Annotated in this window: 14 protein-coding genes; 6 read left to right on the forward strand and 8 right to left on the reverse strand. The window is 70.8% G+C overall.

The features are described 5' to 3' along the window. Positions 1 to 56 precede the first annotated feature (56 nt). The gene (gene serB / locus QA802_RS10505; RefSeq protein ID WP_319170049.1) at positions 57 to 1,271 is read left to right on the forward strand and encodes a phosphoserine phosphatase SerB; all 1,215 of its coding nucleotides are present in this window, start codon (positions 57 to 59) and stop codon (positions 1,269 to 1,271) included. Between the two features lie 116 nt (positions 1,272 to 1,387). Here the strand turns inward: serB and QA802_RS10510 are convergent, their stop codons facing one another. The 6 genes from QA802_RS10510 to fabG all read right to left on the reverse strand — a co-directional run bounded on the left by QA802_RS10510 (position 1,388) and on the right by fabG (position 4,886). Beyond that, positions 1,388 to 1,906, reverse strand: coding sequence for a SixA phosphatase family protein (locus QA802_RS10510; protein ID WP_334520395.1), 519 nt, complete (start codon positions 1,904 to 1,906; stop codon positions 1,388 to 1,390). 75 nt (positions 1,907 to 1,981) lie between these two features. Further along, a complete protein-coding gene (locus QA802_RS10515; RefSeq protein WP_319170047.1) occupies positions 1,982 to 2,188 on the reverse strand; it encodes a hypothetical protein in 207 nt (68 codons plus the stop codon). 185 nt (positions 2,189 to 2,373) lie between these two features. Further along, positions 2,374 to 2,490 carry an SGM_5486 family transporter-associated protein gene (locus QA802_RS10520; RefSeq protein ID WP_306953524.1) on the reverse strand — a complete coding sequence of 39 codons (117 nt, stop codon included), beginning with the start codon at positions 2,488 to 2,490 and terminating at the stop codon, positions 2,374 to 2,376. Between the two features lie 375 nt (positions 2,491 to 2,865). Then, complete coding sequence (locus QA802_RS10525) at positions 2,866 to 3,216, reverse strand: hypothetical protein (RefSeq protein ID WP_334520401.1); 351 nt, start codon at positions 3,214 to 3,216, stop codon at positions 2,866 to 2,868. A gap of 177 nt (positions 3,217 to 3,393) precedes the next feature. Then, complete coding sequence (fabI, locus tag QA802_RS10530; RefSeq protein ID WP_334520404.1) at positions 3,394 to 4,161, reverse strand: enoyl-ACP reductase FabI; 768 nt, start codon at positions 4,159 to 4,161, stop codon at positions 3,394 to 3,396. Between the two features lie 5 nt (positions 4,162 to 4,166). Continuing rightward, positions 4,167 to 4,886: a 3-oxoacyl-[acyl-carrier-protein] reductase gene (gene fabG, locus QA802_RS10535; RefSeq protein ID WP_334520407.1), complete on the reverse strand. Its 720-nt coding sequence runs from the start codon at positions 4,884 to 4,886 to the stop codon at positions 4,167 to 4,169. A gap of 242 nt (positions 4,887 to 5,128) precedes the next feature. Here fabG and QA802_RS10540 point away from each other — a divergent pair, with 242 nt between their 5' ends. Genes QA802_RS10540 through tyrS form a run of 3 tightly spaced genes read left to right on the forward strand, consistent with a single transcriptional unit; the run spans position 5,129 to position 9,366 of the window. Then, entirely contained in the window at positions 5,129 to 6,652 is a 1,524-nt protein-coding gene (locus QA802_RS10540) for a TldD/PmbA family protein (protein WP_334520410.1), read from the forward strand. Next, the gene (locus tag QA802_RS10545) at positions 6,649 to 8,043 is read left to right on the forward strand and encodes a metallopeptidase TldD-related protein (protein ID WP_334520413.1); all 1,395 of its coding nucleotides are present in this window, start codon (positions 6,649 to 6,651) and stop codon (positions 8,041 to 8,043) included. Before QA802_RS10540 ends, QA802_RS10545 begins: the two co-directional genes overlap by 4 nt. A gap of 57 nt (positions 8,044 to 8,100) precedes the next feature. After that, entirely contained in the window at positions 8,101 to 9,366 is a 1,266-nt protein-coding gene (gene tyrS / locus QA802_RS10550) for a tyrosine--tRNA ligase (protein WP_334520416.1), read from the forward strand. 88 nt (positions 9,367 to 9,454) lie between these two features. On the opposite strand, the gene QA802_RS10555 is transcribed toward tyrS, so the two are convergent. Beyond that, positions 9,455 to 9,733, reverse strand: a complete 279-nt coding sequence (locus QA802_RS10555; protein WP_319170039.1) for a GlsB/YeaQ/YmgE family stress response membrane protein — start codon at positions 9,731 to 9,733, stop codon at positions 9,455 to 9,457. A gap of 203 nt (positions 9,734 to 9,936) precedes the next feature. Here QA802_RS10555 and QA802_RS10560 point away from each other — a divergent pair, with 203 nt between their 5' ends. Then, on the forward strand, positions 9,937 to 10,344 hold the full coding sequence (locus QA802_RS10560; RefSeq protein ID WP_334520421.1) for a DUF3099 domain-containing protein: 408 nt from the start codon (positions 9,937 to 9,939) through the stop codon (positions 10,342 to 10,344). 197 nt (positions 10,345 to 10,541) lie between these two features. Continuing rightward, positions 10,542 to 10,775 carry a hypothetical protein gene (locus QA802_RS10565; protein WP_334520424.1) on the forward strand — a complete coding sequence of 78 codons (234 nt, stop codon included), beginning with the start codon at positions 10,542 to 10,544 and terminating at the stop codon, positions 10,773 to 10,775. 238 nt (positions 10,776 to 11,013) lie between these two features. Here QA802_RS10565 and moaA read toward each other — a convergent pair whose 3' ends face one another. Then, positions 11,014 to 12,003 carry a GTP 3',8-cyclase MoaA gene (gene moaA, locus QA802_RS10570; RefSeq protein WP_319170036.1) on the reverse strand — a complete coding sequence of 330 codons (990 nt, stop codon included), beginning with the start codon at positions 12,001 to 12,003 and terminating at the stop codon, positions 11,014 to 11,016. Positions 12,004 to 12,059 lie beyond the last annotated feature (56 nt).

Raw genomic sequence — 12,059 nt, forward strand, 5'->3', positions numbered from 1 at the left:
CGTCAGGCGGACCTGGGCGGCGAGCGGCACTGGGTGCCGGATACGGTGGGTACACCATGAGCGCTTTGCAGACATCGTCCTCTGACGTGCCCACGCTCCTTGTCAAGATCTTCGGCAAGGACAGGCCGGGCATCACGGCCGGCCTCTTCGACACCCTCGCCGCCTACTCCGTCGACGTGGTCGACATCGAGCAGGTCGTCACGCGAGGCCGGATGGTGCTGTGCGCGCTCGTGACCGAGCCGTCGGCCGGCCTCGAGGGGGACCTGCGGTCGACGGTGCACAGCTGGGCCGAGTCGATGAAGATGCAGGCCGAGATCATCTCCGGCACCGGCGACAACCGTCCGCGCGGTATCGGCCGGTCGCTGGTCACCGTGCTGGGGCACCCGCTCACCGCGGAGGCCACGGCGTCGATCGCCGCGAAGATCACGAAGGCCGGAGGCAACATCGACCGTATCTTCCGGCTCGCCAAGTACCCGGTCACCGCCGTCGAGTTCGCCGTCTCCGGCGTGGCGGCCGGACCGTTGCGCACCGCCCTGGTCACGGACGCGGCGGCGCTCGGCGTGGACGTGGCCGTGGTGGACGCCGGTCTGTACCGGCGGGCCCAGCGGCTCGTCGTCATGGACGTCGACTCCACGCTCATCCAGGACGAGGTGATCGAGCTCTTCGCCGCGCACGCCGGGTGTGAGGACGAGGTCGCCGCGGTGACGGCGGCGGCGATGCGCGGTGAGCTCGACTTCGAGCAGTCGCTGCACGCGCGCGTGGCACTGCTGGAGGGGCTGGACGCCTCGGTCGTGGACAAGGTGCGCGCCGAGGTGCGGCTGACCCCGGGCGCGCGCACCCTGATCCGGACCCTGAAGCGGCTCGGTTACCAGGTGGGCGTCGTCTCCGGCGGTTTCACCCAGGTCACGGACGATCTGCAGGACCGGCTCGGGCTGGACTTCGCGCAGGCCAACACGCTGGAGATCGTCGACGGGAAGCTGACGGGCCGGGTGACCGGCGAGATCGTGGACCGCGCGGGCAAGGCGCGGCTGCTGCGCCGGTTCGCCGCCGAGGCGGGTGTGCCGCTCTCGCAGACCGTGGCGATCGGTGACGGCGCCAACGATCTGGACATGCTGAACGCGGCCGGGCTGGGGGTCGCCTTCAACGCGAAGCCGGTGGTGCGCGAGGCGGCGCACACGGCGGTGAACGTGCCGTTCCTGGACACCGTCCTGTATCTGCTCGGCATCACCCGCGAAGAGGTCGAGGCCGCGGAGACGCACGACGAGAAGTAGCGGCCGGACCCTCGCGAGGGCACCGGTTCGGAACCCGATCGGCCGAGTACGAGCGCGGAGGGCCCGGCGCCGTCGCGACGCGCGACGGCGCCGGGCCCTCCCACGTGCCGGGTGGGTTACTCGGACGGGGCCCAGTAGTCGAGCAGCTTGGCGACGCCCGGCTCCAGCGACTTCCAGGAGCCGTCGAAGGAGACGACGGCGAAGGCTGCGGCGGGGAAGCCCCGGTTGTGCATGCGCTCCCCCGCATCGCCTTCGGCCTGGCCGGACAGGACGTCGGCGAGCCCCTGGATTCCGGGGTTGTGGGCGATCAGAACGAGGTTGTGCACGTCGTCGGGGGTTTCGTTGAGCAGGGCGATCAGCTCGCCCGGCGAGGCTTCGTAGATCCGCTCCTCGTAGACGGTTTTCGGCCGATGCGGGAATTCCTGGACGGCGAGCTTCCACGTCTCCCGGGTGCGGACCGCGGTGGAGCACAGGGCCAGATCGATGGGGATGCCGGTGTCGGTCAGCTTGCGTCCGGCGACAGAGGCGTCCTTCCGGCCCCGTTCAGCGAGCGGACGCTCGTGGTCGATCACCTGCGGCCAGTCGGCTTTCGCATGGCGGAAGAGGACGATCCTGCGGGGTTCTGCGACGCTCATGACTCCCAGCTTCGCACGAAACAGGCCACGGGGCGCAGGGAGTTGACATGCGGTCCCACCAGCGGTCCGAGCCGTCTATCGGCCGATGAGCTGCTGGACGCGCTCGACGAGATGCGTGATCGCCGGGTCGCCGCCCGCCGCCTGGGCGTCGGCGGGGTTCAGTATCAGCACCAGCAGGCTGATGAAGGCCAGCGTCGGGAGGACCAGCGCCCACCAGGGCAGCAGGTGGCCGGCGCCGCCCGAGGCGGCCGGGTGGGGCCGGGAGTGCGTAGGGGCCGACATTGGTGCCTCCGCTGTCTTCGAATCGTCCGCAGGCCGTGGCCGGTGATCCGCGTCGCGCGGTCACAGTTCGAAGTTACGGAAACAGGCGCCGTCAACCCATCCGGTGACCCACCCACTTGACCCTGACCCTCACCCCCTAGGGGACAGGGGGTTAACCCCACCCCCGGCGGTGGGGCGGCACGGCTTCAGGGGGAGGCGATGGTCGCGATGACGGCGATGATCACGAAGATGGCGAGGAACGAGCCGAAGACGATGAGCATCTTCTTCTGGCCGTCGCGCGGGTTCGGGTCGAGCACTGGCATGCGGCAAGTCTCGCACCCGGCGGCCCGGCCGGTTGCGTCGGGGGTCCGGGGAGGCCCGCCGGGGTCAGCGGACGGCCTCGTCCTCCACCGTGCGGTCTCGGCCCGCCAGGACGCCGACGACCGTCTGCGGGATCATCAGTGCCGTCATGAGCGCGAGGGGCAGCCCCCAGCCGCCGCTGTGCTGGTAGAGTATCCGACCTTTGTGTGAGGACCTGGGTGCGGCTCAGGGGATGGACCACACCCGGCTGGTGCACGCGATCCGCACGGGCGAGGCCGAGGCGGCCGCCGTCGGACGGCCGGCTACCCGCTGGCGTGCCGGGCCGGCCGGTTCACCTCGCCCTCCCGGCTGACCGCGCCTCGCGGGGGTCACACCCGTCACACCCGCTGGTGGCTGACCCAGGCCGAGCGGACCTCCTTCCAGCAGCGCCCGGTGAGTCGTACGGTCCGGGCGGGGCCGGCGTCGGCGGGGGCGCCGTCGGTGTCGAGGTCCCACCAGCGGTCGCACTCGATGTGCAGCCGGACCCGGTCGGTGTCGGCGTAGGGGTTGTGGCAGTAGGCGACGACGCGGGAGCCGTGGACGCCGACGCGGCACTCCGCGCCGAACGGCTTCGACACGGCGGCTTCGCGCGCCCTCACGCGTGCGTGCGGCGACGCGTCGTACGGCAGCGAGAACACGAGACACAGGGCGACGACGGTCGCTGGGGCCAGGCTGCGGGACAGGCGCACAAGGGATACCTCCTCGGCCGAGCTGGGGAGGGAACCGCGCGTCGTACGGGGCGCGCACTCCAGCGTGCCCGGTCGTGGCCCTCCGCCGCCCGGACAGGTACGCCGAACGAGTGACGCCCCGTCCCCCGCGCGTGATGCGGGGAACGGGGCGCGGGGAAGCCGGCCAAAGGCCCGGGATCAGGCTCCGATCGCGTGCAGGCCGCCGTCCACGTGGACGATCTCGCCAGTCGTCTTGGGGAACCAGTCGCTCAGCAGGGCGACGACGCCGCGGCCGGCCGGCTCGGGGTCCTTGAGGTCCCACTCCAGCGGCGAGCGGTCGTCCCAGACGGACGCCAGTTCGCCGAAGCCCGGGATGGACTTGGCGGCCATCGAACCGAGCGGACCGGCGGAGACCAGGTTGCAGCGGATGTTCTGCTTGCCCAGGTCGCGCGCCATGTAGCGGCTGGTGGCCTCGAGAGCGGCCTTGGCGGGACCCATCCAGTCGTACTGCGGCCAGGCGAACGAGGCGTCGAAGGTGAGGCCGACGACCGAGCCGCCGTTCTGCATCAGCGGCAGGCAGGCCATCGTGAGCGACTTCAGGGAGAACGCCGAGACGTGCATGGCCGTGGCGACCGACTCGAACGGCGTGTTGAGGAAGTTGCCGCCGAGGGCGTCCTGCGGCGCGAAGCCGATGGAGTGCACGATGCCGTCGAGGCCGCCGAGCTCCTCGCCCACGACGTCGGCCAGGCGCCCGAGGTGCTCGTCGTTGGTGACGTCGAGCTCGATGACCTTGGTGGGCTTGGGGAGCTTCTTGGCGATGCGCTCGGTCAGAGTGGGCCGCGGGAACGCGGTCAGGATGATCTCGGCCCCCTGCTCCTGGGCCAGCTTGGCGGTGTGGAAGGCGATGGAGGCCTCCGTCAGCACACCGGTGATCAGGACGCGCTTGCCCTCGAGAATTCCGCTCATGGTGATCAGTGACCCATTCCCAGTCCGCCGTCAACGGGGATGACGGCTCCAGTGATGTACGAGGCGTCGTCCGAGGCGAGGAACCGCACCGCCGCTGCGATCTCCTGCGGCTGCGCGTACCGGCCGAGCGGGACCTGCGCGACGATGCCCGCGCGCTGCTCGTCGGTGAGCACCTTGGTCATGTCGGTGTCGACGAAGCCGGGCGCGACGACGTTGAAGGTGATGTTGCGCGATCCCAGCTCACGGGCGAGGGAGCGCGCGAAGCCGACCAGGGCGGCCTTGGAGGCGGCGTAGTTCGCCTGCCCCGGCGAGCCGTACAGCCCGACCACCGAGGAGATGAGCACGACGCGGCCCTTCTTGGCGCGCAGCATGCCGCGGTTGGCGCGCTTGACCACGCGGAAGGTGCCGGTCAGGTTGGTGTCGACGACCGAGGTGAAGTCCTCCTCGGACATCCGCATCAGCAACTGGTCCTTGGTGACGCCGGCGTTGGCGATCAGGACCTCGACGGGGCCGTGCTCGGCCTCGATCTCCTTGTAGGCCTGCTCCACCTGCTCGGAGTCGGTGATGTCGCACTTGACGGCGAGGCAGCCCAGTTCCGCCAGGGCGGCCGGCGGCTCGCCCGTGCGGTACGTGATGGCGACCTTGTCGCCGGCGTCGGCGAACGCGCGGGCGATGGCGAGGCCGATGCCCCGGTTTCCTCCGGTGACGAGAACCGAGCGGCTCAACGGATCACCCTTTCGCTAGGGGTCTGACGCCCGCCCGAACTCTGGATGACAGGCGGCTTCCCTGGAAACCTATCGGTCGGCTTCCTCGCGACGACATTCGGGCACCGACAGTGGCTCACGGGGCTGACTGTCGGGTCCCTACAGAAAGTTTGCGCACACGGCCCCGAAAGGTGTGGTCCGGGGGCCGCCGGGCGCGACATGATCGAGGTCTTCAGCCGCGACGACACCAGGGAGAGACCTAGGTGCCCCATACCATCGATGAAAGCTTCACGGCCCTACCCCTGCGCGCCCTCGCCGACGCCGCGCTCGCACGCGCGCGTGCGCTGGGAGCGGAGCACGCGGACTTCCGGTTCGAGCGGGTGCGCAGCGCGTCCTGGCGGCTGCGGGACGCCAAGCCCGCCGGGTCCTCGGACACCACCGACCTCGGGTACGCGGTGCGGGTGGTGCACGGCGGCACGTGGGGCTTCGCGTCCGGCGTGGATCTGACGATGGACGCGGCGGCCAGGGTCGCCTCGCAGGCGGTGGCGATGGCCAAGCTGTCCGCTCAGGTGATCAAGGCCGCCGGCTCGGACGAGAGGGTCGAGCTGGCCGACGAGCCGGTGCACGCGGACAGGACATGGATCTCGTCCTACGAGATCGACCCGTTCACCGTGCCGGACGAGGAGAAGGCGGCGCTGCTCGCGGACTGGAGCACGCGGCTGCTGGCGGCGGACGGCATCAACCATGTGGACGCCTCGCTGCTGACCGTCCACGAGAACAAGTTCTACGCCGACACGGCCGGGACGGTGACCACCCAGCAGCGGGTGCGGCTGCACCCGGCGGTGAACGCGGTGTCGGTCGACGAGTCCAGCGGCGAGTTCGACTCGATGCGCACCGTCGCGCCGCCCGTCGGACGCGGCTGGGAGTACCTCACCGGCACCGGCTGGGACTGGGACGACGAGCTGGCCCGGATCCCGGAGCTGCTCGCCGAGAAGATGCGCGCGCCGAGCGTGGACCCGGGGCTGTACGACCTCGTCGTCGACCCCTCCAACCTGTGGCTGACCATCCACGAGTCCATCGGGCACGCCACCGAGCTTGACCGCGCCCTCGGCTACGAGGCCGCCTACGCCGGCACCTCCTTCGCCACCTTCGACCAGCTCGGCAAGCTGCGCTACGGCTCGGACCTGATGAACGTCACGGGCGACCGCACCGCCGAGCACGGCCTGGCGACCGTCGGGTACGACGACGAGGGCGTCGCGGGCCAGTCCTGGGACCTGGTGAAGGACGGCACGCTCGTCGGCTACCAGCTGGACCGGCGGATCGCGAAGCTCACCGGGTTCGCGCGGTCCAACGGCTGCGCGTTCGCCGACTCCCCCGGACATGTGCCGGTGCAGCGCATGGCCAACGTGTCTCTGCGGCCGGATCCGGCGGGGATGTCGACCGAGGACCTGATCGGGAGCGTCGACCGCGGGATCTACGTGGTCGGGGACCGGTCGTGGTCCATCGACATGCAGCGCTACAACTTCCAGTTCACCGGGCAGCGGTTCTTCCGGATCGAGAACGGGCGGATCACCGGGCAGCTGCGGGACGTGGCCTACCAGGCGACGACCACCGACTTCTGGGGCTCGATGGCGGCGGTGGGCGGTCCGCAGACGTACGTCCTCGGCGGCGCCTTCAACTGCGGCAAGGCCCAGCCGGGCCAGGTGGCGGCGGTGTCGCACGGCTGCCCGTCGGCCCTGTTCAAGGGCGTCAACATTTTGAACACCACGCAGGAGGCCGGTCGATGAGCGCCCGTAGCACCAAGCCGCACGAGGTCGTCGAGCGCGCCCTCGAGCTGTCGCGGGCCGACGGCTGTGTCGTCATCGCCGACGAGCAGTCGACGGCGAACCTGCGCTGGGCGGGCAACACGCTGACGACCAACGGCGTCACGCGCGGGCGCACGCTCACCGTGATCGCGACGGTCGACGGCAAGGAGGGCACCGCCTCCGGCGTCGTCTCCCGCGCCGCGGTGACCGGGGACGAGCTGGAGCCCCTCGTGCGGGCCGCCGAGGCCGCCGCACGCGGTGCGCACGCCGCCGAGGACGCCCAGCCGCTGGTCACGGGCATGGTGCCGTCCCCCGAGTTCATGGAGGCGCCGGCGGAGACCTCGTCCGCGGTGTTCGCCGACTTCGCGCCGGCGCTGGGCGAGGCGTTCGCACGCGCGCGTGCGGGCGGCCGCGAGCTGTACGGGTTCGCCAACCACGAGCTGGTCTCGACGTACCTGGGCACGTCTACGGGTCTGCGGCTGCGGCACGACCAGCCGAACGGGACGCTCGAGCTGAACGCCAAGTCCCCGGACCGCACGCGTTCGGCGTGGGCGGGACGGTCGACCCGCGACTTCAAGGACGTCGACCCGGCGGCGCTCGACGCGGAGCTGGCCGTCCGGCTGGGCTGGGCGCAGCGGCGGACCGAGCTGCCGGCGGGCCGGTACGAGACGCTGCTGCCGCCGACCGCGGTGGCCGACCTGATGATCTACCAGCTGTGGTCGGCGTCCGGCCGGGACGCGACCGAGGGCCGGACGGTGTTCTCCAAGCCCGGTGGCGGCACCCGGCTCGGCGAGAAGCTGACCGACCTGCCGCTGACCCTGCGCAGCGACCCGAACGCACCGGGTCTGGAGTCCGCGCCGTTCGTGATCGCGCACTCCTCCGGCGGCGACCAGTCGGTGTTCGACAACGGGCTGCCGCTGGGGTCCACCGAATGGGTCGGCGGGGGCGAGCTGAAGAACCTGACGACCACCCGGCACAGCGCGGCGCTGACCGGGCTGCCGGTGGCGCCGGGGGCCGACAACCTGATCCTGGACGGCGGTGCCGACCGCTCGCTGGACGAGATGGTCGCGAACACCACGCGCGGGCTGCTGCTGACCTGCCTCTGGTACATCCGCGAGGTCGACCCGGCGACGCTGCTGCTGACCGGTCTGACCCGGGACGGCGTGTACCTCGTCGAGAACGGCGAGGTCGTCGGCGAGGTCAACAACTTCCGGTTCAACGAGTCGCCGGTCGATCTGCTGGGGCGGGCGACGGAGGCGGGGCGCACGGAAAAGACGCTGCCCCGGGAGTGGAGCGACTGGTTCACTAGGGCTGCGATGCCCGCGCTGCGGGTGCCCGACTTCAATATGAGCTCTGTCAGTCAGGGCGTATAACCTCGTAGCCGGTGGTCGCTCGACCGCCCGAAGATCATCCAAGGAGATACGAGAACCGTGACGGACATCGTCGACGAACTGCAGTGGCGCGGGCTGATCGCCCTCTCCACTGACGAGGACGCACTGCGCAAGGCGTTCGCGGACGGTCCCGTCACGTTCTATTGCGGCTTCGACCCGACCGCGCCCAGCCTGCACCTCGGCAACCTCGTGCAGATCCTGACGATGCGCCGCATCCAGCAGGCGGGCAACCGTCCGCTGGGCCTGGTCGGGGGCGCCACCGGCCTGATCGGCGACCCGAAGCCGAACGCGGAGCGCACCCTGAACTCGCCGGAGGTCGTCGCCCAGTGGGTGGAGCGGCTGCGCGCGCAGATCGCGCCGCTGCTCGACTTCGAGGGCCCGAACGCGGCCGTGATGGTCAACAACCTGGACTGGACCCAGGGCCTGTCGGCCATCGAGTTCCTGCGCGATGTCGGCAAGCACTTCCGGGTGAACAAGATGATCGCCAAGGAGGCCGTCTCGCGTCGGCTCAACTCCGACGCGGGCATCAGCTACACCGAGTTCAGCTACCAGATCCTGCAGGGCATGGACTTCCTGGAGCTGTACCGGCGGCACGGCTGCACCCTGCAGACCGGCGGCAGCGACCAGTGGGGCAACCTCACCTCGGGCACCGACCTGATCCACCGGGTCGAGCCCGACGCCGTGGTGCACGCCCTGGGCACCCCGCTGATCACCAAGGCGGACGGCACCAAGTTCGGCAAGACGGAGTCCGGCACGGTCTGGCTCGACCCCGAGATGACGACGCCGTACGCGTTCTACCAGTTCTGGCTGAACGCGGACGACCGGGACGTCTCGAAGTTCCTGCGCATCTTCAGCTTCCGGTCCCGTACGGAGATCGAGGAGCTGGAGCGGCAGACCGAGGAGCGGCCGCAGGCCCGGGCCGCGCAGCGGGCGCTGGCCGAGGAGCTGACGACGCTGGTGCACGGCCCCGACCAGACGGCCGCGGTGGTCGCCGCGTCCAAGGCCCTCTTCGGCCAGGGCGAGCTGGGCGACCTCGACGCGCGGACGCTGGCCGCGGCCCTCACCGAGGTCCCGCACATCCAGGTCACCGAGCTCGGACCGGTCGTGGACCTGTTCGCCGAGGTCGGCCTGGTGGCCAGCAAGTCGGCGGCGCGGCGGACCGTGAAGGAGGGCGGGGCCTACGTGAACAACGTCAAGGTCACGGCCGAGGACGCGGTGCCCGCGGCGGAGGAGCTCATCCACGGGCGGTGGCTGGTGCTGCGGCGCGGGAAGAAGAACCTCGCCGCCGTGGAGGTCACCGGCTGACCGGCTGCCGGGGTGACCGGCTGACCGGCTGGTTCGACGAGGGCGGTTTCCCGCGGGGAGGCCGCCCCTCGTCGTGGGCGCTCCACGCTCAGGCCCGGTGCTTTCTCTTGCCCAGCGTCGCCATGTACAGCATGTCTCCCAGGGCGACGATGATGATCGCGGCGATCAGCTGGAACGCGTGGCGGCTCCAGTCGATGCCGGGCGTGGACTCGACGCCGGCCGCACGGGCGACCGCGTTGCCGACGATCGCGCCCAGCATGCCGAAGATGGTGGTCAGCCAGAGAGGGCTGTGCTGCTTGCCCGGGATGATCGCCTTCGCGATCAGGCCCAGCACGAATCCCACGATGATCGCCCACAACCAGCCCATGGCTGCCTCCTTTTCCGGCTCTACGTGAGCAGTGGCCTCAAGTCTTCGGCCGCTCGCCGTACGACGCATGTCGGGTACGGCCGTACGCGGGACGGCGCAGCGGGTTCGCCCGGACCGCAGACGCCCCGGTCTCCAGGACGGCGCAGCCGCGGCGTAACGTGGAGGACCGGGGAAGGCACGACACGGGCGGACGGTGGAATGTCATGCGGAAGCAGGGTGGCAGCGGGAACGCCCAGGTGTTCCGGATCACCGGCGCACGCCAGGGTCTCCAGGACGATGTACGGGGCCGGCAGCGGCGCTACATCATCTCGATGTCGGTCCGCACGGTGGCGGTGATCCTGGCGGCGACGTTGTGGAACGTGGAACGGCATGTGGCCGTCGTGGCGCTGGTACTGGGCCTGGTGCTGCCCTATATCGCGGTGGTGGTCGCCAACGCCGGCCGGGAGAACGCGCCTTCGCTGCCCTCGACGTTCGTCGGCGTGCCCGTGCGGCCCATGATCACGCCGCCACGCGCCGACGACGGCTCCGCGCGGTCCGCCCCCGAAGAGGAGGGCTTCACGGAACCCCGCCGGGAGGAACCGGCGCCCGGGCAGGCTGAGCGGCAGCCGTGAACGGGCCGTGAGCGCTCTGTGCGACAACCTCAGGAAAAGCTCAGATCAATCATGTTGTTCCAGTGCCGTGGGGGTGGTCGGCCGTGACATACTTCGTATGCGCTCCGCATCCCCCGTCGGAGCGACGGACCGACGCCGGGCAGCTCCCCCCGTGGCTGCTCGGCGTCGCCTTTGTGTGCGTGTGGTGAGACGACTCCGTGAGTGACGAGACCCCCATCTGTTCTGCCAAGGGCTGCCGTGTCGACGCGGTGTGGGTGCTGGCCTGGAACAACCCGAAGATCCATACGCCGGAGCGGCGCAAGACGTGGCTCGCGTGTGAGGAGCACCGCGAGCATCTGTCGCAGTTCCTCGGGGTCCGGGGCTTCCTCAAGGACGTGGTCGCGCTGACCGAGTGGGAACCCCCGGAGGGGTCCGGGGGCAGCGCCGTCTGAGCCGGTCCTCGCCGTGGGGCCCGCGGCAGCACCTGGACCCGGACCGGACCACGGCCGGGGAGGGGCGGTCGCCCTAGGGGGTGTTTCGAAAGTCCTGTGCGGTGCCCGCGGTGTCCGGTGCGTGCTCTCGGTGTGCCGGACGAAAGCCCTCGTACTGGACGTACTTGGGGTTTCGGCCGGTGCGGCGAGAGTGCGTGCCGGGCGCCGTGGGTGCTGTGCGGGACTTTCGAAACACCCCCTAGCCGCCTATCGCGGACATCGGCCGGTCCGGCTGCAGGAAGCTCGGGTCGTCCAGACCGGAGCCCGCCTTCTTGCCCCACATCGCCAGGCGCCAGATGCGGGCGATCTCCTCGTCGGGGGCGCCGGAGCGCAGCGCCGCGCGCAGGTCCGTCTCCTCGCGGGCGAAGAGGCAGGTGCGGACCTGGCCGTCGGCCGTGAGCCGGGTGCGGTCGCAGGCGGCGCAGAAGGGCCGGGTGACGGAGGCGATGACGCCCACGCGGTGCGGGCCGCCGTCCACCAGCCAACGTTCGGCGGGGGCCGAGCCGCGTGCCTGCTCGCCCTCGGCGGTGAGGTCGAAGCGGGTGCGCAGGGAGGTCAGGATGTCCCCGGCCGTCACCATTCCCTCGCGCTTCCAGCCGTGCTGGGCGTCCAGCGGCATCTGCTCGATGAAGCGCAGCTCGTAGTCGTGCTCGACGGCCCAGGCGAGGAGGTCCGGCGCTTCGTCCTCGTTGAGGCCCGGCATCAGGACGGAGTTCACCTTCACCGGGGTCAGGCCTGCCTCGCGGGCGGCTTCGAGGCCCTCGAGGACGTCCTTGTGGCGGTCCCGGCGGGTGAGGGTCTTGAAGACGTCGGGGCGCAGGGTGTCGAGGGAGACGTTGACCCGGTCCAGGCCGGCCGCCTTGAGGGCCGGGGCGGTGCGGCGCAGACCGATGCCGTTCGTCGTGAGGGACGTCTGGGGGCGGGGCTCCATCGCGGCGACCCGCTCGACGATGCCCACCAGGCCCGGGCGCAGCAGGGGCTCGCCGCCGGTGAAGCGGACCTCTTCGATGCCGAGGGAGGTGACCGCGATGTCGATCAGGCGGACGATCTCGTCGTCCGTGAGGAGGTCGGGCTTGGCCAGCCACTGCAGGCCCTCCTCGGGCATGCAGTAGGTGCAGCGCAGGTTGCACCGGTCGGTCAGCGAGACTCTCAGGTCGGTGGCCACTCGGCCGTAGGTGTCGATGAGCACGTGGGCCCCCTCCCTCGTGGTGGATCGTGTGGTCGTTCGTCACTTGCGAGCCTACG

Source organism: Streptomyces sp. B21-105 (assembly GCF_036898465.1).
GTDB lineage: Bacteria > Actinomycetota > Actinomycetes > Streptomycetales > Streptomycetaceae > Streptomyces.